Source organism: Serratia sp. PL7, assembly GCF_945957435.1.
Window position 1 is genome coordinate 541,299 of sequence record NZ_CAMFLB010000002.1, and the last position, 23,180, is coordinate 564,478.

The 23,180-nt window shown below is 56.4% G+C and carries 15 protein-coding genes; 5 read left to right on the forward strand and 10 right to left on the reverse strand.

Features of this window, described 5'->3' with window-relative positions; genetic code table 11:
* Positions 1 to 117 precede the first annotated feature (117 nt).
* The 3 genes from xdhA to xdhC are packed head-to-tail and all read left to right on the forward strand — an operon-like array spanning position 118 to position 3,767.
* Positions 118 to 2,403, forward strand: coding sequence for a xanthine dehydrogenase molybdenum-binding subunit XdhA (xdhA, locus tag N6G83_RS17095; RefSeq protein ID WP_211134518.1), 2,286 nt, complete (start codon positions 118 to 120; stop codon positions 2,401 to 2,403).
* A 12-nt stretch (positions 2,404 to 2,415) separates the two neighbouring features.
* A complete protein-coding gene (gene xdhB / locus N6G83_RS17100) occupies positions 2,416 to 3,297 on the forward strand; it encodes a xanthine dehydrogenase FAD-binding subunit XdhB (protein WP_211134517.1) in 882 nt (293 codons plus the stop codon).
* Entirely contained in the window at positions 3,291 to 3,767 is a 477-nt protein-coding gene (gene xdhC, locus N6G83_RS17105) for a xanthine dehydrogenase iron sulfur-binding subunit XdhC (RefSeq protein ID WP_211134516.1), read from the forward strand. The genes xdhB and xdhC overlap by 7 nt, the downstream gene beginning before the upstream one ends.
* Positions 3,768 to 3,783: 16 nt before the next feature.
* Here xdhC and N6G83_RS17110 read toward each other — a convergent pair whose 3' ends face one another.
* The 8 genes from N6G83_RS17110 to ygfK form a co-directional block, all read right to left on the reverse strand.
* Entirely contained in the window at positions 3,784 to 4,053 is a 270-nt protein-coding gene (locus N6G83_RS17110) for an Rpn family recombination-promoting nuclease/putative transposase (RefSeq protein WP_211134515.1), read from the reverse strand.
* Positions 4,054 to 4,306: 253 nt separating this feature from the next.
* The gene (locus N6G83_RS17115; RefSeq protein WP_024528462.1) at positions 4,307 to 5,671 is read right to left on the reverse strand and encodes an NCS2 family permease; all 1,365 of its coding nucleotides are present in this window, start codon (positions 5,669 to 5,671) and stop codon (positions 4,307 to 4,309) included.
* Between the two features lie 123 nt (positions 5,672 to 5,794).
* Entirely contained in the window at positions 5,795 to 7,111 is a 1,317-nt protein-coding gene (guaD, locus tag N6G83_RS17120; RefSeq protein WP_211134514.1) for a guanine deaminase, read from the reverse strand.
* A 62-nt stretch (positions 7,112 to 7,173) separates the two neighbouring features.
* Positions 7,174 to 8,589 (reverse strand): nucleobase:cation symporter-2 family protein, encoded by a 1,416-nt coding sequence (locus tag N6G83_RS17125; protein WP_211134513.1) that lies wholly within the window; start codon positions 8,587 to 8,589, stop codon positions 7,174 to 7,176.
* Positions 8,590 to 8,826: 237 nt separating this feature from the next.
* Positions 8,827 to 11,706 (reverse strand): molybdopterin-dependent oxidoreductase Mo/Fe-S-binding subunit, encoded by a 2,880-nt coding sequence (locus tag N6G83_RS17130; RefSeq protein ID WP_065685410.1) that lies wholly within the window; start codon positions 11,704 to 11,706, stop codon positions 8,827 to 8,829.
* On the reverse strand, positions 11,706 to 12,479 hold the full coding sequence (gene ygfM, locus N6G83_RS17135; RefSeq protein ID WP_211134512.1) for a molybdopterin-dependent oxidoreductase FAD-binding subunit: 774 nt from the start codon (positions 12,477 to 12,479) through the stop codon (positions 11,706 to 11,708). The genes N6G83_RS17130 and ygfM overlap by 1 nt, the downstream gene beginning before the upstream one ends.
* Positions 12,480 to 12,533: 54 nt before the next feature.
* Positions 12,534 to 13,862 carry a putative aminohydrolase SsnA gene (gene ssnA / locus N6G83_RS17140; protein WP_211134511.1) on the reverse strand — a complete coding sequence of 443 codons (1,329 nt, stop codon included), beginning with the start codon at positions 13,860 to 13,862 and terminating at the stop codon, positions 12,534 to 12,536.
* Positions 13,863 to 13,864: 2 nt separating this feature from the next.
* A complete protein-coding gene (gene ygfK, locus N6G83_RS17145) occupies positions 13,865 to 16,972 on the reverse strand; it encodes a putative selenate reductase subunit YgfK (protein WP_211134510.1) in 3,108 nt (1,035 codons plus the stop codon).
* Positions 16,973 to 18,098: 1,126 nt separating this feature from the next.
* Here ygfK and yqeC point away from each other — a divergent pair.
* Positions 18,099 to 18,875, forward strand: a complete 777-nt coding sequence (gene yqeC, locus N6G83_RS17150; RefSeq protein WP_211135611.1) for a selenium cofactor biosynthesis protein YqeC — start codon at positions 18,099 to 18,101, stop codon at positions 18,873 to 18,875.
* A gap of 28 nt (positions 18,876 to 18,903) precedes the next feature.
* Complete coding sequence (gene yqeB, locus N6G83_RS17155) at positions 18,904 to 20,493, forward strand: selenium-dependent molybdenum cofactor biosynthesis protein YqeB (RefSeq protein WP_211135610.1); 1,590 nt, start codon at positions 18,904 to 18,906, stop codon at positions 20,491 to 20,493.
* 70 nt (positions 20,494 to 20,563) lie between these two features.
* Here yqeB and arcC read toward each other — a convergent pair whose 3' ends face one another.
* On the reverse strand, positions 20,564 to 21,496 hold the full coding sequence (gene arcC / locus N6G83_RS17160) for a carbamate kinase (RefSeq protein ID WP_024531380.1): 933 nt from the start codon (positions 21,494 to 21,496) through the stop codon (positions 20,564 to 20,566).
* A 26-nt stretch (positions 21,497 to 21,522) separates the two neighbouring features.
* Positions 21,523 to 22,923 carry a dihydropyrimidinase gene (hydA, locus tag N6G83_RS17165; RefSeq protein WP_211135609.1) on the reverse strand — a complete coding sequence of 467 codons (1,401 nt, stop codon included), beginning with the start codon at positions 22,921 to 22,923 and terminating at the stop codon, positions 21,523 to 21,525.
* Between the last annotated feature and the right edge of the window lie 257 nt (positions 22,924 to 23,180).

A 23,180-nucleotide genomic window follows, 5' to 3' on the forward strand; every position in this document is an offset into this window, starting at 1 on the left:
CGCCATAAACCAGATTCAACTCACAAATCTCACATCCGGCTGATTTTTCAACCCATTATGGCCTGTAAGTTGCTGCTGTTGGCTATCGCGACTTTTTCTCTCACCGAGGAGAGCAAGATGCCTGTAGGAACCTCGCCCGAACGCGTCGATGCACAAGCCAAAGTCACCGGCCGGGCGCGCTATACCGACGATATGACCCTGCCCGGTATGCGTCATGCCAAATATGTCCGTAGCCCGATTGCCCATGGTCTGGTTATGAGTATCGACACCAGCAAAGCCCTGCAACTGCCGGGGGTTGAGGCCATATTTACTTATCAGGATGTGCCGCAGCACGGTTTTCCGACGGCGGGCCATGCCTGGTCATTGGATGCCAATAAGCGTGACGTAGCGGATAAACAGCTGCTGACCCAGCATGTACGCCATCACGGCGATGGCGTGGCGATCGTGGTCGCCTGCGACGCGTTAACGGCAGAGAAAGCCGCCATGCTGGTCGAAGTGGAATATCAGGAACTGCCAGTGATGACCACCGCAAAAACCGCGCTGGCAGCCGAAGCGCCGTTGTTACACGGCGGTAAAAGCAATCTGCTGAAACAACACCAGCTCAGCGGCGGCGATCCCGAAGCGGCACTGGCTGCGTCAGAGGTAGTGATCGAAGGCAACTACAGCACGCAGGTAGTGCAACATTGTCATCTGGAAGGGGTGATCTCCTACGCTTATATGGATGAGATGGATCGCATCGTGATTGTCTCCAGCACCCAAATTCCCCATCTAGTACGCCGTGTGGTAGGCCAGGCGCTGGATCGGCCATGGTCATCCATCAGGGTGATCAAACCCTATATCGGCGGCGGGTTCGGCAATAAGCAGGACGTATTGGAAGAGCCGATGGCCGCATTCCTGACCTGGAAACTCGGCGGCGTACCGGTCAAGGTTGAACTGAGCCGCGAAGAGTGTTTTTTGGCATCACGTACCCGGCACTCGTTCGCCATCAGCGGTAAGATGGGCATTAACCGCGACGGCATCCTGCAAACCTATAGCCTGGAAGTACTTTCCAATACCGGGGGATATGCTTCTCACGGCCATTCCATTGCCTCAGCCGGGGCCAATAAAATCGCCTATTTGTATCCGCGTATCGCCTTCGGCTACAAAGCCACCACCTTTTACTCCAACCTGCCCAACGCCGGGGCCATGCGCGGCTACGGTGCACCGCAGGTAACCTTTGCCCTGGAATGCATGATTGACGAAGCCGCCGCCCAACTGGGGATGGATCCGCTGGAACTGCGGCTCAAAAACGTCGCCCGCCAAGGAGATCTCAACCCACTCAATCATAAAGAGATCAAGAGCGCCGGGATTATCGAGTGCCTGCAAAAAGGCCGGGAACTGTTTGATTGGGATGCCCGCCGAGCCGCCTGCCTGAATCAGAGTGGCCCCATCCGCCGCGGCGTTGGCGTGGCCTGCCTTAGCTATGCGTCTAATACCTATCCAGTTGGCGTCGAGATTGCCAGCGCCCGGTTGTTACTGAACCAGGATGGCACCGTCCATCTGCAAGTCGGCGCGACGGAAATTGGCCAGGGATCGGATACCGTGTTTGCACAAATGGCGGCACAAACCATTGGCGTGCCCTTTTCTTCCATCTACGTTATCTCCACCCAAGACACCGATATTACCGCCTACGACCCTGGTGCCTTCGCCTCGCGGCAAAGCTATGTGGCCGCCCCCGCCATCCGTCAGGCCGCTACGGAGCTGCGCGCCAAGATCCTGACCCATGCAGCCTATATGTGCAGCCAGCCCGAATGGGCGCTGGATGTGATCAACGGCGAGGTGGTGCTGAAGGAGATGCCGGAAAAAGTGTTGTGCTCGGTGCAAGAGGTCTCCATGAGCGCCCATTACGATCAGGAGGTCGGCGGGCAGATTATGGCCGAGGTTTCCTGCAAAACCCGCAGCAATCCACCCGCCTTTGGCTGCACCTTTGTTGACCTCACCGTCGATATTGAGCTGTGTAAGGTCACCATCAACAAGATCATGAATCTGCACGACTCCGGCCAGATCCTTAACCCGTTGTTGGCCGAGGGCCAGGTGCATGGCGGCATGGGAATGGGCATCGGCTGGACGCTATTCGAAGAGATGATCATCGACGAGCAAAGCGGCATCGTGCGCAATAACAATCTGCTGGATTACAAGTTCCCTACCATTCTCGATCTGCCAGAGTTGGACTGTGCGTTTGTCGAAACCTATGAGCCGCAATCCGCCTATGGGCACAAGGCGCTAGGTGAACCGCCGCTGATCTCTCCCGCCCCGGCGATCCGTAACGCCATCTGGATGGCAACCGGCGTGAAAATAGATGAACTACCGCTGACGCCAAAAACGCTGTATCGCTATTTTTCGCAGGCGGGCCTGATCGAGTAACTGGAGAAAACCATGTACGATATTGCAAACTATTATCGGGCGACCAGCATAGACGATGCCGTACGGCAATTAGCCGCCAATCCTCAGGCCAGGCTGATTGCTGGCGGTACCGACGTGTTAATCCAGCTCCATCATATGAACGGCAAATATCGCCATCTGGTGGATATTCACGGCCTGAACGAGCTGAACGGTATCGAGTTGCTGCCGGATGGCACACTGCGCATCGGCAGCGGCACCACCTTTAGCCAGATTATCGATTCACCGTTGGTGCAACGCCATATCCCGATCCTGGCAGAGGCAGCCGCGACGATCGCCGGACCGCAGGTGCGGAATATGGCCACGCTGGGCGGGAATATCTGCAACGGTGCCACCAGTGCCGATTCCGCCTCACCCTGTGTGGTGATGGAAGCCGAACTGGAAATCGCTACCCCCGCAGGGCTACGCCGCACGCCGATCCAAGGTTTCCACACCGGCCCAGGCAAGGTTGCGCTGGGGCAAAATGAGGTCGCCGTGGCGTTACTGTTCAGGCCACAGCACTATCAGCACTTTGGTGCCAGCTATTACAAATACGCCATGCGTGGTGCGATGGATATTGCCACCATCGGTTGCGCTGCGGCCTGCAAAATCGAAGACGGCCACTTTAGCGCGGTGAAAATCGCCTTTGGCGTAGCGGCCCCAACGCCGATCCGCGCCCCCCATGCCGAGGCCGCAGCACTGGGTCAGCCATTCAATGCGCAAACGCTCGCCGCCGTGCGTGAAGCGGTCATACGTGACGTGCTGCCACGTTCATCCTGGCGCGCCAGCAAAGAGTTCCGTATGCAAATCATCCGTACGCTGGCAGAGCGCGTGCTGGCCCAGGCGGCCCAACGCGCAGGAGGAGAGTTATCATGTTGATCAATTGCACCATCAATGGCCGCCCCAATCAATTCGAGGTCGATCCCCGCCTGTCGCTGATGGAGTTACTGCGCCAGCAAGGGCTTAACAGCGTCAAACAAGGGTGCAGCGTGGGCGAGTGCGGTGCCTGTACCGTATTGATCGACGATGTCGCTACCGATACCTGTATTTACCTGGCACTCTGGGCCGATGGCAAAACCATCCGCACCACCGAGGGCGAGGTGAAACAGGGCAAACTGTCTGCCGTACAGCAGGCTTATGTGAATGTGGGGGCGGTACAGTGTGGTTTTTGTACGCCGGGGTTGGTGATGACCAGCACCTCGATGGTGGAGCGTTTTCGCGGCCACCGCCTTACCGAGCAGGAGATCCGCCGCGGGCTGGCCGGGAATTTATGCCGCTGCACCGGCTATACCTCGATCGTCAAGGCGGTGGAAAAGGCGCAGCAGTTGGATGAAGAGATACCGCGTTGAGAAACGCGGGTAAACGCTAGTGACGGATTTGCGCCAACTCTTCTTCTGAAAGACCGGTCAACTGTATGACTATGGCGCTCTCGAAGCCGTTAACTAGCATGGAACGGGCTATTTCCATAAACGCTTCGCGTTTACCTTGTTTTAGTCCTTCCTGAAGTCCTTCCTCTCGCCCTTTTTGTTCGAGATATTCGGCAATAGTCATCAATTCCTCCTCATGCTGCGGCGCGCGCCTAGCCAATTCACGGATCAGTCTCTCCGGTTTGGTCGTCCCCCCCACCTGCAGCATATAGTTTATCTACGATATGATTCATGATCATCAGAGGAAGCGGTAAGCCATTCAAATAAAAACAACTCAATCCATTGATTTAACTAAAAAATAAGGCCGAGATTATTACCTGTCAGCGTTGTTCTGATCTGTAATCCTTCAGGACGTTCATATGAGTTGATGTATTGAACTGTGAATGGGCGCGGCATGCAGCGCCCCTACATGAAGAATCGAGTGTTGATTGGTCAGTAAACGACTAACCCTGAGTTTGCCATCAAATAGCCCAGCCGCCGGCATAGAATGCCACCAGCGCCACCGCGATAATCACCGTGCCAATATTCAGTTTGCGCCACTCGTTAGAGAACACGCGGCCAATCACCAGCGTACTGAAGCCCAGCATAATGCCGGTGACAATGTTACAGGTCAGCACGATAAATACCGCGCACACCAGGCCGGACATAGCATCGACAAAGTCGTCAAAGTCCAACTTGGCCACGTTGCTCAGCATCAGCAGCCCCACATACATCAGCGCCGGTGCCGTCGCATAGCCGGGGACCAGATAAGACAGCGGTGACAAGAACAGGATCAGCAAGAACAGTACCCCCACGACCGCCGCCGTCATGCCCGTTTTACCGCCAGCAGCCGTTCCCGCAGCGGACTCGATATACACCGCAGCCGGTGAGGCTCCAACCAGCGCAGAAAACATGCTGCTCATGGAGTCGGCAGTTAATGCCCGGCCACCGTTGATAATCTGCCCATCCTCGTCCAACAGGTTAGCCTGCCCGGCTACCGCCCGGATGGTGCCGGTAGCATCAAACACCGCTGTCATGACCAGCGCCAATACGCTGGGCAGTATCGCCGGGTTCAACGCCCCTTTGATATCCAGGCTAAAAATCAGCGAGCTGCCATCCGGCCCGGACAGGCTCGGCAGCGCAAACAGCCCCTGATATCTTACGTTCGGATCAAAGATCAGGCCGATCAGGGAAATACCAATGATCACCAATAAAATCCCACCCGGCACGCGCAGTTTCTCCAGCCCGAGGATCATCGCCAGGCCGAGCAATGACATCATCACCGGGAAAGACACAAACGACCCCAGCGCCACCGGCAAACCGTCCAGCGGGTTCTTGATCACCATGCCGACGCCGTTGGCAGCGATCAGCAGCAGGAACAGCCCGATACCAATCCCGGTACCGTGCGCTATGCCCATCGGCAGGTTACGCAGGATCCATGAACGCACCCCGGTCACCGAAATGGCGGTGAATATCAGCCCCATCAGGAAGATGGCCCCCAGGGCGACGGGTATGCTGATGTGCTGGCCAAGCACCAGGCTGAAAGCGGTAAACGCCGTCAATGAGATGGCGCAGCCAATAGCCATCGGTAAGTTAGCCCACAGGCCCATCACCAGCGACCCCACACCGGCAACCAGACAGGTGGCGACAAACACCGCAGCCGGAGGGAAACCCGCCTTGCCCAACATGCCAGGCACCACGATCACCGAATAGACCATCGCCAAAAAGGTGGTCAACCCTGCCAACACTTCCTGCCGTACGCTGCTGCCCCGTTCGCTAATCTTAAAATAGCTGTCTAGCGAGCTGGCCGCTTTTTCTGACGTCGCCTGCGATAAATTATTAGACATATCAATGCCCTCTGAAGGTTTACACTCACCTACCCCGTTGGCTTGCCGTTACGGCATTATCGTCTGGCCGCAACGGCACTCGCTTGGGGTAACGCCAATCCTGGCAAATTGCAGTGCGGTTGATTAAGTACGTTCATACACCAGCCGGCCATCGACATAGGTGCGATAGATCGACCGGTCATCCCCTAGTGTCATCATGACAAACAGCTTATCCATCAAGGTTTTTGAGTTGTCGTAGCGCAGCTGTTGCAACGGCGTGGCCGTCGGCTCCAGCACCACAAAGTCTGCCTCTTTCCCCAGGTTGAAGTTACCAATGGTGTCCGCCAGCCCCAGAGCATCGGCCCCACCCAGCGTCGCCAAGTAGAACGCCTCATACGCCGAGAGCCGGTAACCTTGCAGCTGCATGATTTTGTATGCCTCATTCAGCGTTTGCAGCATGTTGAAGGTGGTGCCCGCGCCGATGTCGGTGCCCATTCCCACCCGCACCTTTTTCCGCCAGGCGTTGGGCAAATTAAACAGGCCGCTGCCGAGATACAGGTTGGAGGTCGGGCAAAAGGCGATGGATGATTGGGTCTGGTGCAGACAATCCCACTCGGCGTCTTCCAGATGCACGCAGTGGGCAAATACGCTTTTTCTGCCGGTCATGCCGTAGTGATGGTAAACATCGAGATAACTTTTTCGCTCTGGATATAGGGCTTTCACCCAAGCCACTTCATCCTTGTTTTCCGACAGGTGGGTATGCAGATAAACATCCGGGTATTCCTGGCGCAGGCGTTGCACCATCTCCAGTTGTTCCGGTGAGGAGGTTGGCGCAAAACGCGGGGTGATGGCGTACAACAGGCGGCCATTGTTATGCCAGCGCTCAATCAGCGCCTTGGTTTGGCTATAGCTGCTTTCTGCGGTATCCAGCAGGTAATCGGGCGCGTTACGATCCATCATCACCTTGCCGGCGATCATCCGCATATTGATATGGCGCGCCGACTCAAACAACGCCTCTACCGATTCGGGATGAACGGTGCCGAACACCAGCGCGGTGGTAGTGCCATTGCGCAGTAGTTGCTTGATGAAAAACGCCGACATCTCGCGGGCGTATTCCAGATCGTTATAGCGTTTCTCCGCCGGGAAGGTGTGCTTGTTCAGCCAGTCCAGCAGTTGTTCGCCATAGGCTCCCACCATTTCACATTGTGGATAATGAATATGGGTGTCGATAAACCCTGGCACGATCATTTTACCGCTATAGTCGCGCACCCGGATGCTATCGGGGATCTGGTGGTGCCCCTCTTCCCAGTCGCCAAACCACTCCACCCGGCCATCACGAACGATCAGTAGCCCGTCTTTAATAAAGCGCAGATGGCCCTCGATTTCTTCCGGATGCTGTACGGTGCGGGTGATATCGAGAAAACTGCCCCGCACGGCCTTGATTGATTGCTCACGCTCCATACTCAAATTCCTTATCACCATAAAACGGCTGTTGCTAGAAGGGCGTCGTGTGCAGCGCCCGGTCAATCGGTGTTTTTTTCCGCCGGAACCACCTCAAATTCAGCCTCACTGACGCCAGGTTTCTCACGTTGGTTCTGCGGTATCAGCAAATTAAGGAAAATGGCAGTGAGCCCACCGGCGCAGATCGGGTTTTCCACCAGCACATAAATCGACTCGGGCAAAATACGAAACACTTCCGGATCATAAGAGACGCCAAGACCCAGACCCAGCGAAGTCGCAACGATAATGGTTTCGCGGCGGTTTAAGCCGTCGGAGATAATGATGCGTATCCCGGCGATGGCGATCATCGAGAACATGAGCGTCATCGCCCCGCCCAGCACTGGCGCCGGGATAGTGGTAAAGAAGCGGCCAATGACGGGGAACAGCCCCAGCACTACCAGGATCACGGCGATATATTTGCCGATATGACGCGAGGCGACACCGGTCATCTGGATCACGCCGTTATTCTGGGAAAATGTCGTCAGTGGCAACGAGCCCAGCATGGCAGCAATCACCGAGACCAGCCCATCGGCCAGCACTCCACCGCTCAGGCGTGCGGTATATTCATCCCCTTTGATGGGCTGCTCGGACACTATTGCAGTAGCGGTGATACTGCCGACCGCCTCCAACACGCTGAGCAGATAGATGATGCCAGCCACCAGGAAGGCATGCAGATCGAAAGAGAATCCGTATTTAAAGGGAACGGGAACGGTCATTACCGGCAGGTTTTGCATTACCGAGAAATCCACCATGCCCAGGCACAAAGCCACCACATAACCGACAATCAAGCCGATGGCGATGCCCCCCATGCGCAATAATGCGTTCTGGCAACAGTTAAACCCGATCACCACCAACAGCACCAACAGGCCGATACCAATATTTTCGTAGTTGCCAAAGGTGCCGCTGCTTTTCGCTGAATAACCACCGCCAAAATCGATAATGCCCACCTTGATCAGGCTCAGGCCAATCATCAGCACCACAATGCCGCTCACGGTGGGTGTGATCACCCGTTTCAGATAGGGCAGAATAAACGAGGAGCCCACCACCAGGAATGCCCCAACAAAAGAGATGCCCAGCAGAGTGGACATGATCGCTTCCACATGCATGCCATCTGCTTTCATGGTGCTGCCCAAGGCGATCATCACCGTCACAAAGGAAAAGTTGACCGATTGAATGGACAATAAGCCGGAGCCCACGCGGCCATAGCGATTCACCTGCAGCCAGGTGCCAATCCCTGAAGCAATCATCGCCATCGAAACCAGATAGGCTGTGACGTCCGGCGGCAACCCCAGCGCGGTGCCGACAATTAACGCCGGGGCCACCATCGGCACAAAAATAGCCAGTAAATGGGTAATCGCCCCCACGATGCATTGGTCAAAGGGTGGTTTATCTTCCACCCGATAAATAAGGTCGTTATTTGAACTAGGCATATCAGACATCTCTTTACTCCATTCCAGTAAATTTGATCATCTGATTCAATAAGCTCCACGCCCTGCACTTTCGCCATGTTAAATCCACGGGCTAGCCTGAGCGATTAGCTCATATATGGCGGCAATAACAGATTAGCCTTTGGCTAATATATTGAATCGTTTATACCCGCCGCCGGTTTAACTCGGCAGGTATAGCGGGATAATGACCGTAATTGGTCACTATCCCGGTACGACTTATTACAGAGTCTACGCTGACAGCTTATTTAACCCCCTCAAGATTTTCTCTGGGGTGAAATGCCATTCGCGCAGCCAAACGCCACAGGCATCGTGGATCGCCATGGCGATGGCCGGAGCCGCCCCGTTGACGCCAATCTCGGAGATCGACTTGGCTCCATACGGCCCCACCCGATCGTCGCTGGGCACCAGGAACGCCTGGAAGTCCAGCGGGATATCGCCAATCTTCGGCGCGCCATAGCTTTGCAGATCTCGGGTGATCGGCGAGCCTTGGCTATCATAGATAATCTCTTCCGTCATGCTGTGGCCGATGGCGCGCATTGAAGCCCCGTAGATTTGCCCCAGCGCCAGCTCCGGGTTAACCGGGGTACCACAATCGAGCAAGGCATAGAACTTATCCAACCGGATCTCCCCGCTGCGCACGTTGACCGCCACTTCAGCAAAGTTGGCACCAAACGGGAAGGCAAAGTCAGAAGAAATATAGCTGGCGGTGGCCACCAGGGTGCCAAAGCCGGTTCCTGTCTCTGCCTTATGGGCAATCTGCGCGAACGTCACTTCGCCCTGTTTACCGCGCACCACGCCTGGAACCACCAGCGTGACATCGCTTTCTGGCTCACCCAGCATCTGCGCGCCGTGGAACAGGATTTTCTTCCTGAGATTTTCCGCCGCATTCTTCGCCGCATTGCCGGAGAAGCAGGTGCCGGAAGAGGCGTAGGCCCCTTTATCAAACAGGGCATGATCGGTATCACCGGAGATCACATGCACCTCGGAGAACGGGCAGCACAGCACCTCCGCCGCCAGTTTGCCCACGACCGTATCCAGCCCGGTACCGATGTCCGCCCCGCCGGAATGCACGATAAAGGTCCCGTCCGACTCCAGCTTGATCATGCAGTTGGCCTGATCGATATCCGGAATACCGGATTTTTGCATGATAATGGCCACGCCACGGCCAATCTGCCAGTCTCCCTGACCCACTTTCGGTGAGCTCCACTGGATCAGCTCACGCCCTTTACGCAAAATCGGCTCCAGCGCACAGCTGGCGGCACTTGGCACCGAAGTCGGCATTTTGCCTTCACCAATCGCCCCGAGGATTTTCAACTCTTGCCCTTCAACTACCCGATTGCGCTCAATGATATCCAGCGGATCCATCTGCAGTTTTTCCGCCATCTCCGCCAGGACCATAGTCAGTGCGAAGTTGCCTTTTGGCGCGCCATAACCCTGATAAGCCCCATTCGGACAGATGTTGCTGTAATAGGTAGTTACCTGGAAATTGACGTTATCGCAGGGATAGAGCGGCAACGACAGCGCCGGGCCATTGCTGGGCACCGTCAGCGCATGGTTGCCATAAGGGCCGGTATTGGCCAGGAAGTTCATGTCGATCGCCGTCAGGCGGCCGTCTTTTTTCGCCCCAATCTTCACCCGCACCTTGGCCACGTGGCGCGAGGTATTGCTGATGAACTCTTCTTCGCGGGTATAGTGGAAATAAACCGCACGGCCGGTCACGCAGGTAGCCCAGGCACATACCTCTTCCAACAGGATGTCCTGCTTGGAACCAAAGCCGCCGCCGACCCGCTCTTTGATCACGTGCACCTTATGCTGTTTGAGCCCGACGATCCTGGCAACCTGGCGGCGCAGGTGCCAAGGCACCTGGGTTGACGCGTGGATCACCAGCCGATCGCCATCCATGTAGGTGTAGCAGACGTGCATTTCCGCCGGGCACTGCTGCACCTGTTTGGATTCGTAGGTGCGCTCCAGCACCACGTCCGCCTCGGCAAAGCCTTGATCCACGTTGCCAATGCGCCCATGTACCGCGGCGGCAATATTACTGTGGGGCTTGGCACCAATCGGGAAGTTGATCGTCACATGTTCGGTACCACGCTGTGCGCTACCCTGGTTCTGCTCGGCCAAGTCATCCGGTGCACCGTGAACGTAGACAATCGGCTCGTCGTGTACCAGCGGTGCTCCTTCCGCCATCGCCTCATCAATTGACATCACCGGTTTAAGCACCTGGTATTCGACGTCGATCAACGCCAGCGCGGCCAACGCAATTTCTTCGCTCTCGGCCACGACCGCCGCCACCCGGTCACCTACGTGCCGCAGTTTTTGGCCAAACATCCGGCGATCCAGCGGCGAGGGTTCTGGCGCGCTTTGCCCACCGGGGGTGTAATAAATATCCGGGCAATTGCGATAGGTGATCACATGAACCACCCCTGGCAACGCCTCGGCTTTGCTGACGTCCAGATGCGTGATCAAGGCATGAGGATGCGGGCTACGCAGCATCTTGATGATGCAGGCATTGCGGGCTACGCGGTCTTCCACATAGCAAGGCTTGGCCTGTACCATTTTCGCCGCGTCCACCTTAGGGCACAGCTTACCGACCACGTTCAGATCGCTGCGAAACTCAGGAGCGGCGAGCGACTGGAATTCGGGATCGTTGCGGCGAATCACCGCCAGAGCCACGACCTGATAGAACTGCTGATAACCGGCGTCACGACTGAACAAGCCCGACAGCGCATCGTCGATCTGCGCGCGTGTTGGCTCTTCGATGCGGGCCAACAGGTCCGTCAGGATCAGCGCTGCCGCCGCGTCGTTATAACCAGACTGGACTATCCCCACGTCAACCATCGCCTGCTGCACCAGGCTGAGCTGGTTCCAACTCCCCAGCGCTTCGGCCGTGGTCACCGCGCCATCATCCAACTGGGCGGCGATCAGCAACGAAGCATTGACCACCACGCCGTTAAACAGGATCGCGTCCGAACCGGCAAACCCGAAGCCGTCATCGCTATTGCGGACCGAATGCATGCCCAACTTGAACAGCAGTTGCTGGACGTTTTCGCCGGGTTGGCATTGCATCTCCTGCGGGATGTCGTTAAGCGTAAAGCGAATATTCATCATGCTTTCTCCCCTGATGCCTGGCAATCCGCCAACAGGTCTGCCACCACCACACCGGCGATATAGCGCTTATAGGCGCGGCTGCCACAGATGTCATCTGGCGGAGATATCATCTGCGCCACTGCCTGTTCCAGCGCCGGGCCACTCAGGCCACTGTTCTCTGCATCACGCAGGCGGCCAGGTGCCACCACACCGCTCAGGGCGATACGAATTTTCGCTTGCGCATCGCGGGATACCGCCGCAGTCACCACCGGCAACCCCGCGGCTGAACGGGCAATTTTACGGGTAGCGCAGGTACGGTAAGGATCCGGCAGCACCACCGCCAGCAGTAATTCACTACCGCCGCACAGCGGATAGTCTTCCAGCGCCATCGTCTTGCCGCTGCCCACCACCACCTGGGCACTCAATGCCAGCAGCACCGGCAGCAGCACCGAGTCTTTCGCCGCCGAAACGACTTCACCACCCAGCGTGGCCTGATTGCGAATATGGCGGGAATAGACAAACCCCAGCGCCTCACGCAGGGCCTGCGGGATAAGCTGGGTCTCCATTAAACGTTGTAAGCTAATGGTGGCACCGATATGCAATGCCCCCTGCTGCCAGCTCACCTGATCCAACCCCAGTTGCGACAGCGCGATGGCGATCTTTTGCCGTGTTTTAGTGGGTGTGGCATTTAGTTTGCTGCCACCAGCAAAATAGACGGCATCCTGCTGGAACTGGCTTTTTAGCTCTAGCGCCTGCTGTACCGATCCTGGCCGATAGAATTGCTCAATCATATTGCACCCTCATCAATGTCAGCCGCCCCCGGTGTTCGCAGGGCGGCGACCGGTTTAATTCAAGGCATCCATACGCTGCCACAGCTTGGCCGCTACCTTGCGCGCCTCTGCATAGATCGGTTCCACATCGAACGGGAACTGGCGATCCTGATAGACCATGCGGCCTTCCACCATTACGCTGTTGACGCTGCCAGCCCCCATGCCGAAGGCCAGATGTCCGCCGATATTTTGCGCCGCCAGCGGCGTGGGTGACGGGTAGTCGCAGATGGTCAGATCCGCTTTGTAACCGGCGGCCAGGCAACCGAAATGGGCACCAAAGTTGCGCGCCAGCAGTTGGTTACCGTTGGCCAAGAAGCGGGCGAAGCTATCTGGCCACAGCGGCCCACCCGCATCACGGTGTTTGAAGAAGGCAAACTTCATCTCTTCAAACATGTCTGAGCCGATACCATCGGTGCCGAGTGCCAGGTTGCGGTACTGCACCAGTTGATGGTTATAGCCCACGTGGTTGTTCATATTGGAGCGGGCGTTGTGCACCAGGAAGGCATCCTGCTGGTTGATCAGCTCAATATCCGCCGCAGACAGATACAGACCGTGCGCGACCAACGTTTTTGACCCGATCAGGTCGTATTGCGCCAGGCGCTCGATCAGATCCTTGCCATATTTGTCGTGGCTGTGGGAAACGTCGTAGCTGTCCTCGGCGGCGTGGATATGCAGACCACGGCCGGTACTTTTAACCGCCGCTTGCAGCATCTCCAACCCGGCATCAGAAACCGTGAACGGTGCGTGAGCGCCAATATGCGCCTCCACCAGGTAAGGCTCCTTACCGGCTTTTTTGGCGACGTCGATCAACTGGGCAAAGGCAATATTCTCCTCCACGCCAGCCCGCAGCTCTCGCTCCCCGCCGTTACGATCGGTGGTCTCGAAACAGGTCATGCCGCGCAGACCGGTCTCGATAAAGCCTGCGCGCAGGGTTTTCAGCGAACCGGCGATAAAGTTGGGCGAGGCGTGGTGATCGATCACCGCCGTACAGCCGCTCTTGATGGCTTCCAGCGAGCAGATCAGGCCGCTGTAATACAGTGATTCCTCATCCAGCGCCCGATCCAGCCGCCACCACAGGTTCTTCAGCGTGGAGATAAAGTCCGGGCTTGGCGCAATGTTGGCCATAATCCCGCGCGATAACCCGGAGTAGAAATGATTGTGGGCACACACAATCCCTGGCATCACCCATTTGCCGTGCATATTGCGCACTTCGGCCTGGGGATATTTGGCCGCCAACCCTTGGCCCACCTCTTTGATCAACGCCCCTTCAATGGCGATATCGATACCTTGCTGTACGCTGGCGGGGTCGAGCTGCACGCCGGTTGCATTGGTTAATATCAGCATGATTACACCTCCACCTGGCCAAGGAGATAATGATGATGAGTGTGCACATGGCTGATAATGCGGCACATCTCCTCCAGCTCCGACGGCACTTGCTCAAGCTGGCCGTCACTATCGATCTGCAGTTGGTAAAGCTTACCGTTCTGCCGTACGCTGACCTGCGCTCCATCCACCAGGAACCCTGGATTGGTGCTGTTGGCAAAGTCCTGCGGCAGGCTGTAGATCGTCACCTTGTCTTTGTATGGCTTACCCTGCCACGGACAGAACTGGGCGCAGTTGCCGCATTCGTTGCAGTAAGCGTCCAGGTGCAGGGTCTGGAAACGATCCTGGAAGCCCGGAATGGCAATGGATACGTTGGCGCGGTTCGGGCAAACGTCGACGCATTTGCTGCACACGTAGTTACATTCCAGGCAGCGCTGGGCCTCTTGAGCCACGAAGGCTTCGCGCTCGGTTTTATCCACCAGCGCTATTGAAATAGTGCCTTTACGGCGATAGATTTCCGCCGGATCGACGTTCGACCAGTATTTATCGGCGTGATGGGTTTTGACGTTTTCCCGCGCCAGCACCGTTTCAGCGGCGTTGCGGGCGCTACCGATGGCAGCGACAATGGATGACGGGCCACGCTGCACGTCGCCAATCAGGAACACATTAGGCCGGGTGGTTTCGCCGGTGGCGGTGTTGACCTGCGGATAGCCTGCGTCATCCAGCGGTACGCCCAGCTTATGCAGCACCTCCTCATCAGCCTGCTCGCCAATGGCGGTGATCAAGGTATCCATCTGCAGCGTAAGGGTCTGTTCGGTGGCGACCGGGCGGCGGCGGCCCTTCTCGTCCGGCTCTCCCAGCACCATCACTCTGGCCGTCAAAGTGCCGTTGGCATCAAAGTGTTCCGGGTTGGTGAGGAACATAAACTGCACGTTGTCCTCTACCGCCTCCTGATACTCTTCGCGGTAGGCTGGCATCTCATTGAGCGTGCGGCGGTACAGCACGGTGACGTCCTGCACGCCAGGCACTTTCAATGCAGCCCTGGCACAGTCCATTGCCGTGTTACCAGCACCGACCACGGCCACGTGTTTGCCCAGGTTCATGGGCTTACCGAGGTTGAAATCGCGCAGGAACGGCAATGACTTGTGGACGTTGCGGTTATTACCCGCCAGCTTCACGCCGCTGTTTTTATCGGTGCCGATGCCGATAAACACGTAGTCAAAACCCTGCTGTTGCAGTTTGTCGACGGTCAGATCGGGATCGCAGCCATAGACCATCTTCACGCCGTGTGCGGCCACGAAGTCGATATCGTGCTCGATAAGCTCCGCCGGGATGCGGAACTGTGGAATGATGTTTTTCACCACCCCGCCCGCATTGGCCTCGCGCTCAAACAGCGTAACCTGATACCCGGCCCGCGCCAGGAAGTACCCAGCAGACAAGCCCGCCGGGCCAGCCCCCAAAATGGCAACCGGGCGTTTGCTGCCAGAGCCTGCCGGTTTATGCCAGCGGCGCTGATACTCATCCCAGCCCTTCTCCAACGCCACTTTTTTCAGTTCGCGGATGTTCAGCGCGCTGTCGTAATCAAGACGGGTGCAGTTGTACTGGCACTGGTGATCGCAGATATGCCCGGTAATGGCTGGCAAGGCGTTACGTTGATAAATCAGCTCCAACGCATCGGCATAGCGCTGTTCGCCCAGCAACCGGATATATTCCGGGATATCCTGTTTGATGGCGCAGGCGGTGACGCAAGGAGCCACGTAGCAGTCAATCATCGGCAGCGGGCCACCGGCGTCGATGCGATCCGTTGATTTCCAGTGTTTCTGGGTGTACTCCATGCTGACGGCCTTGTCTGCCAGCGCTTGCAGCTTATCGACATCGATGCGCGTCATCGGCCAGCTATCGGAAGCGTCCAGCTCTTGCATGCACTCCGTCAGGCGTAAATAGCCGCCGGGTTTGAGCAAATCGGTGGCCATGGTGATTGGCCGGATGCCGGTGTCAAAAATCTCGCGAACGTTAAACTTGCTTGCCCCGCCGGAATAGGAAATCGGCAGTTCCCCGTTGAATTCACGGGAGAGAACCGCCGCCACGTTGATGGAAAGCGGGAACAGCGCGCGCCCGGACATATACATCTCTTCGCCCGGCAAGGCGCCTTTATGGTTGATCGCCCCCAGGGTATTGGTCAGTTTGACCCCGAAGCCTAAATTCTGCTGTTTCCCCAAGGCGGTCAGGCGATGCAACATCGCAATCGCCTGCTCCAGTTTGAGATCGTGCTCGAAAGACTCTTCTTTCAGCCCGACATAATCAAACCCGCAGCTATCCAGAATGGAACGCACGCGCGGATAACCCAGCAGCGTCGGGTTTAATTTTACAAAGGTATTGAGCCGTTTTTCTGCCAGCATATAGCGACAGATGGCTTCAATTTCATCTGGCGGGCAGCCGTGCATGGTCGAAAGGGTAATACCGCTGACCAATTGCGCGGGAATATGCTCTGGCAGCTGTGCCAATGCCCCACGCTGGTCGGATAAAGCGAACTGGCTAATAAAGCCTTCGTCCTTAACCCATTCGGCAAGAATATGTTGATACTCGGCATATTTCGGGTGCTGTGCAGAGTCCATCATATTATGGATAAAGTCCTGCATCGGCGGCTGTTTAATCCCGTCGAGGTTATAGCCCACGCTCATGTTGAAGATGAAGGATTTACTTTCCCCTTTGGCCCGTGGATCAAACATCTCTTCCAACAGGTGCAGGGCAAACCAGGCTTTTAAATATTCATCATAGGCTTTGAGCAGCGTGAACTCGGTCGACCATTCGGTGTTGAAGCATTCGTCTTCGGCATCGATACAGGGTTTTTCCAGCTCCAGCCGATCGAGGATCTGCACGGTTTTCAATTCGATAAAGCGCCCGCCGGTCAACCAGGAGACGATGATATTCTGCGCCAACTGAGTATGTGGGCCTGCGGCTGGGCCAAGCGGAGTTTCACAACTTTCGTTAAAGACGTTAATCCGCCGATCGTCATGTTTACGATAAAACTGCTTTTCTGGAATACCAAAAATAGACCGGCTCTCATGATATTCATCGAAAATCCGGGTTAACAGCGCCTTGAACGGAACGGGACGCATTAAATCTCCCATAGCTTTATCTCCTTGCGACGAAATGCCTGAATGATGAGTGAGTAAAAACCTGGGGGCGGTTTTTCACATCGGTTACGCATAACGCAGCAACAATCAGGCCAAATCTCCCCTCGGGGTTGGGCAGCGGTTAAATTCGTGAGGCAGTTCTAATTGTTAATTTTATTTGTGAACGGGCTCACAATCGCAAGTGAGAATAAAAATCAGTGCCGGTAGTCGCTTAATCATCACGGCTACGCTAATAGAATCAATTATCAAAAAAACATCGCCAGCTATCACTTTGATACGGCCAGAAAACACTTCGGTTAAAAACGAGACCGCAATCGATAAAGTATGAATATTCGCTAAATATCGATTACATCAAGGTTGTTTGCTATTAAATCGGCACTCTATCCTAGAAAAACCGCCTATTGGTTATCGGTTAAATCACCGTTATTTCTCCCTCACCCCAACCCTCTCCCCAAGGAGAGGGAGCTGATGCAGTGTTGTGGTTAGTTTGGAGTAAATAGCGGCATTGATCGCCAAAAACACTGCAATACCAACGTGGCACGGACAGTCCCCTCACCCTTTGGAATGGGATTTGATGCGGTGTTATATACAGGTTGAGAGCTTCGGCACGCCAAGGAAGACACTGCAATAACAGCGTGGCACGGACAGTCCCCTCACCCTTTGGAATGGGATTTGATGCGGTGTTATATGCAGGTTGAGAGCTTCGGCACGCCAAGGAAGACACTGCAATAACAGCGTGGCACGGACAGTCCCCTCGCCCTTTGGAATAGGGAGCTGATACGGTGTTATATGCAGGTTCAGAGCTTCGGCACGCTAAGGAAGACACCGCAATACCAACGTGGCACGGACAGTCCCCTCATCCTTTGGAATGGGATTTGATGCGGTGTTATATGCAGGTTCAGCGCTTCGGCACGCCAAGGAAGACACCGCAATACCAACGTGGCACGGACAGTCCCCTCGCCCTTTGGAATGGGGATCTGATGCGGTGTTATATGCAGGTTCAGCGCTTCGGCACGCCAAGGAAGACACCGCAATACCAACGTGGCACGGGCAGTCCCCTCTCCCTGTGGGAGAGGGTTAGGGTGAGGGGCCGCTTTCTGACTCATAAAACAGGCTATTTATGACACCCAGCTTCAGAGAATTATTCAGTGAGGAATTTAACCGCCTCGATCGGGGCCAGCCGCTGCTGATCGCCCTGATTGGGGCCGGGGGGAAAACCAGCACCCTGCACTGGCTGGCGCAGGCCTTTTATCACCAGGGCAAGCGAGTGCTGTTCACTACCACCACCAAGATGTACCTGCCCACCGCTGCCAACTACCACCACCTGTTGATAGGCCAAACTCCCACCGCCAGCAGCACCCCGGCCATTACCGCCTGCTTCAGTCATTATCAACCGCAGGATAACAAGGTTATCGGGTTAACCGCCGAGCAAATCGATGAGATCAAACAGCGTGGAGCCTTCGACGTGATCCTGGTCGAAGCGGACGGCTCCCGAGGGTTACCCCTGAAAGCCCCGGCAAGGCATGAACCTTGCATCCCCTCCCGCAGTGATTGTGTTATCGCGCTAACCGGAGGCCAGGTGATCGATCGTCCCGCAGACCCACAGCAAATTCACCGTTGGGCGATTTTCTCAGCGCTGACGGGGGTCGGTGCCGGTGAAACACTGGATCACCAGGTATTCGACGCCCTGATCGCACACCCTGATGGGATGTTCAAAGGTACGCCCTCTCAGGCGCGACGGATCTGGCTGATCAATCAGGTTTCTCATTGTGATAATCAACCGGCTGCCTGCTGGCAACCGCTGCTACGGCCAGAACTGGCGCTCAGCGCCATCTGGTTTGGCGCAGTGCAGGAGAGCCCGGCGATCCACCACGTGATACGGCGCTTAACACGATAATATTTCTGAGGTTATTGACGAGGTCATAATGAATATCTTCGCCGAAGCTGCACGTTTAGAAGAAGAAAACCGGCCCTTTGCGCTCGCCCAGATTATCGAAAGCCGTGGCTCTACACCGCGCCATTCAGGGCAGATGCTGGTGATGGCCGATGGTGACTGTATTGGCACTATCGGTGGCGGCATGATCGAACGCCTGGTAATTGAACAGGCAATTGCCGCCATTTCGGAGCGCAAGGCCAGGGTGTTTCATGGCCGCATGGCACGCACTGGGCAGGATGCGGTAGGCTCGGACTGTGGGGGTGCCATGTCGGTGTATATCGACGTGCATGGCCTGCGCCCGCGTCTGATATTGATTGGGGCCGGGCACGTCAATCGCGCCATCGCCAACGCCGCCAAGCCACTCGGCTTTGATATTCACGTTGCCGATATCTACCCGGCCAGCCTCGACCCGGCGCTATTTCCGGTGGGCACCACTCTGGTTCATGGCGAGACCTTTCCGGCAGCCATCGACAAGATGAATATTGAACCGGCAAACTTTGTGATCATCGCCACCAACAATCAGGATTGCGAGGCACTCAACGTGCTGATCGAGCAGCCGCTGCGCTATCTGGGATTGCTAGCCAGCCGCCGCAAGGTGCAAACCTTTACCCAACAATTGCGCCAGCGCGGCGTAGATGATGACAAGCTTGCCAGGCTCCATGCCCCAATCGGCTACAACATCGGTGCAGAAACGCCGGAAGAAATCGCCATCAGCGTACTGGCGGAGTTGTTGCAGGTGCGCAACCAGTCCGCTGGCGGGCTGATGAAGAATGACATCCGCTTAACGCGCGACAAACTGGTGGTGATCCGTGGTGCGGGCGATATCGCCACCGGCGTGGCGCTGCGGCTGTACCATGCCGGTTTTCAGGTCATCATGCTGGACATTGCCCAACCGACCGCGATCCGCCGGACGGTGGCATTTGCTCAGGCGATGTTTGACGGTAAAACCTGCGTGGAGGGCGTCACCGCCTGCCTGGCCAACGACGTCAACGAAGCCTTCGACATCATCAACCGTGGCGAGATCCCGCTGCTGGTTGACCCAGAGACCCGCAGCCTGGAACACCTCAAACCCCGTTTTCTGGTGGACGCTATTCTGGCCAAGCAAAACCTGGGCACCCACCGCAATATGGCACCGTTCACCGTGGCCCTCGGCCCTGGCTTCAACGCCGGGCAGGATTGCGATGCGGTGATCGAAACCAATCGCGGCCACGCGCTGGGCCGGGTGATTTATCATGGCTACACCCATCCCAATACCGGTATTCCCGGCAATATCGCTGGCCACACCACCCGCCGGGTGATCCGTGCACCAGCCGATGGCGTCATGCAATGTCGCGTCGCTTTGGGGGATTTGGTGCAGGAGGGGGATGTGGTGGCTCACTGCGGCGAAGCACCGGTGATTGCGCCGCTTTCCGGTATGGTACGCGGTTTGCTGCATGATGGGCTGGAGGTTAAGACCGGCACTAAAATCGGTGATATCGATCCACGCGGCACGCTGGCGGATTACACCACGGTGTCAGATAAGGCGCGGGCAATCGCCGGGGCGGTGCTTGAAGCCATTATGAAACTTGGCCGCAGATAACGGCTGCTGACTCACAAGGGGCGCAAATGTACGCAGCATACAGCGCCCCGAGTGAGTCTGGTGTCTGTGATTAATGGCTAATCACCGTGCCGGTTTTGCCTTCAATGCCCTGCTGAGCCTTGCTCAGTACCGTGATTAACGCCTGACGCCCTGGCTTGGATTCGGCAAACGCCACCGCCGCCTCAACCTTCGGCAGCATTGAGCCTTTGGCAAAGTGCCCTTCTTCGATAAAGCGCTGGGCATCGGCAATGCTCAACTGCTCCAGCCATTGCTCATTCGGTTTGCCAAAGTTGATCGCCACCTTTTCCACCGCGGTGAGGATGATCAGCATATCGGCATCGATCATCTCTGCCAGTTTGGCACTGGCCCAGTCTTTATCGATCACCGCGCTGGCACCCCGCAGATGGTTACCCTCGCGGATCACTGGAATACCGCCGCCCCCCACGGTGATCACCACCTGCCCGGCCTCCATCATGGCGCGTACCGTTTCTTTCTCAACGATGTCGATCGGCTTGGGCGAGGCCACTACCCGGCGATAGCCACGGCCCGCATCTTCTACCATGTTGTAACCGTTCTTGGTCAGTTGGCTGGCTTCGGCCTTGGTAAAGAACGAGCCAATCGGCTTGGTTGGATTGAGGAACGCCGGATCGCTGCCGTTGACGATCACCTGGGTGATCAGCGTGGCTACCGGTTTGACGATATTGCGATCGAGCAACTCTTCACGCAGGGCGTTTTGCAGATCGTAACCTATATATCCCTGGCTCAATGCGACGCACACCGACATCGGCAGCATCGGCGTATGAGCTTCACTTTTTGCCGCCGCCTCAAACGCCAGGTTGATCATGCCCACCTGAGGGCCATTGCCGTGGGTGACCACCACCTGATGACCGTGCTCGATTAAATCGACAATTGCCCGCGCGGTGGTTTTGACCGCCTGCATCTGTTCCGCCAGGCCTTCACCCAATGCGTTACCGCCCAATGCCAGCACTATTTTCTTGTTCATTTTGATCCTTGTTGTTTAGTGAGGTGTTACCCCATTTTTGCCGCGATCTGGGCATTGAAAGGTCGACGACGCAAGAACTGCCCGTATCCCTGCCGCCCGGTAAATTCGCCATTACGAGCCACGATTTCACCCCGGCACATCGTCAGCACCGGCGCGCCTTGGCACTGAAAACCTTCATAAGGGGAATAGTCCGCATTGTCATGAAGCCGAGCGTGGTTGATAACCGTGGATTGGCGCGGATCAAAGATCACCACGTCGGCATCTGCGCCGGGGTTTAGATTGCCTTTACGCGGCCACAGGCCGAACAACCGCGCCGGATTGCAGCTGGTGAGCGCCACAAAGCGTGAAGGGGAAATACGCCCACTCATTACCCCGTGAGAGAACAACAGCATCATGCGATTCTCGACCCCAGGCAGGCCGTTCGGGCAACGGGTAAAATCCCCTGCCGCCATAGCTTGCCGTTGGTGATAAGGGAATGAGCAGTGATCGGTGGCGACGGTATCGATAGAACCGTCGGCAATGCCGATCCACAGGCGATCTAACTCCCGCTGGTCACGCAGCGGTGGGCTAAGTATGTATTTCGCCCCATCTGCACGCAGGTAACATTGTTCGTTGAGCAGCAGATACTGCGGGCAGGTTTCTACCCATACCGGTTGACGTTGTTGACGCGCCAGACGTAAATAATCCAGCCCCAGACCATTGGATAAATGGACGATGTACAGCGGCGCGTTGTCTGCCAGATGGGCCAGATTGATCATCCGGCCAATCGCTTCTGCCTCACATTCCAACGGGCGGCTCAATGCGTGGTGGATCGGCGCTGTTTTACCCGCGGCCACCAGCGCAGCACGGCGCAGAGCTATCGCGGCATCGTTTTCTGGATGGACCGTAGTCAATGCCCCGACCTGCCGCAGTTGCCCTAAGGCCCGCAGCACGTCGGCATCATTGATCTTATAGAGGTAGGTCAGATACAGCTTAAAGCTGCTGATCCCTTCGTCATGCACCATGCTGGCCATCTCTTCGAGAATGCCGTCGTCAATATGCTGGATCACGCCGTGAAAGCCGTAGTCGATCGCCGCATTGCCAGCCGCATACTGGTGGTAGACGTTGAGCTGGTGATGGAGATTGCAGCCCGCCGGGCCAAATCCCATATGATCGATAATGGTGGTAGTGCCGCCGCAGGCTGCCGCGCGGGTGCCGCTAAAAAAATCGTCACAGCTGCGGGCGATGCCGACATCAATATTGAAATGGGTATGGACATCGATGCCGCCGGGCATGACATAACAGCCGGATGCATCGATAACTTCACACTGGCTATCGGCTTCGATCGCCGTGTCGCGCTGGCAGATCACCCCGTTTTCAATCAACAAATCCTGAGAATACTGTCCGTCGCTATCAACCAGAATGCCGTTCTTAATCAGTTGCTTCATTGCTGGCACTCCATAAAAAAATCCGGCAGATCGTGCCGGGTATATTGCTGTGTGATGCTGGCTGGGTGCTGGATATGCCCCTCACCCTAACCCTCTCCCACAGGGAGAGGGAACCGATCGAGTGCGCAGATGTTTTAGCGTTCTTCATGGAGATACAGAGGCTCGCCTACTACATCACCCTTGTTACAGATTAAACTTACGTATTTGATCACCACTCTGCACCAGCGCCCTCTCCCGGTGGAGACCGATCAAGTTCG

Excerpts from the sequence above, each read along its gene's own strand:
- xdhA (WP_211134518.1), top strand. The coding sequence starts at position 118 with ATGCCTGTAGGAACCTCGCCCGAACGCGTCGATGCACAAGCCAAAGTC.
- xdhB (WP_211134517.1), top strand. The coding sequence starts at position 2,416 with ATGTACGATATTGCAAACTATTATCGGGCGACCAGCATAGACGATGCC.
- xdhC (WP_211134516.1), top strand. The coding sequence starts at position 3,291 with ATGTTGATCAATTGCACCATCAATGGCCGCCCCAATCAATTCGAGGTC.
- N6G83_RS17110 (WP_211134515.1), bottom strand. The coding sequence starts at position 4,053 with ATGCTGCAGGTGGGGGGGACGACCAAACCGGAGAGACTGATCCGTGAA.
- N6G83_RS17115 (WP_024528462.1), bottom strand. The coding sequence starts at position 5,671 with ATGTCTAATAATTTATCGCAGGCGACGTCAGAAAAAGCGGCCAGCTCG.
- guaD (WP_211134514.1), bottom strand. The coding sequence starts at position 7,111 with ATGGAGCGTGAGCAATCAATCAAGGCCGTGCGGGGCAGTTTTCTCGAT.
- N6G83_RS17125 (WP_211134513.1), bottom strand. The coding sequence starts at position 8,589 with ATGTCTGATATGCCTAGTTCAAATAACGACCTTATTTATCGGGTGGAA.
- N6G83_RS17130 (WP_065685410.1), bottom strand. The coding sequence starts at position 11,706 with ATGAATATTCGCTTTACGCTTAACGACATCCCGCAGGAGATGCAATGC.
- ygfM (WP_211134512.1), bottom strand. The coding sequence starts at position 12,479 with ATGATTGAGCAATTCTATCGGCCAGGATCGGTACAGCAGGCGCTAGAG.
- ssnA (WP_211134511.1), bottom strand. The coding sequence starts at position 13,862 with ATGCTGATATTAACCAATGCAACCGGCGTGCAGCTCGACCCCGCCAGC.
- ygfK (WP_211134510.1), bottom strand. The coding sequence starts at position 16,972 with ATGGGAGATTTAATGCGTCCCGTTCCGTTCAAGGCGCTGTTAACCCGG.
- yqeC (WP_211135611.1), top strand. The coding sequence starts at position 18,099 with ATGACACCCAGCTTCAGAGAATTATTCAGTGAGGAATTTAACCGCCTC.
- yqeB (WP_211135610.1), top strand. The coding sequence starts at position 18,904 with ATGAATATCTTCGCCGAAGCTGCACGTTTAGAAGAAGAAAACCGGCCC.
- arcC (WP_024531380.1), bottom strand. The coding sequence starts at position 21,496 with ATGAACAAGAAAATAGTGCTGGCATTGGGCGGTAACGCATTGGGTGAA.
- hydA (WP_211135609.1), bottom strand. The coding sequence starts at position 22,923 with ATGAAGCAACTGATTAAGAACGGCATTCTGGTTGATAGCGACGGACAG.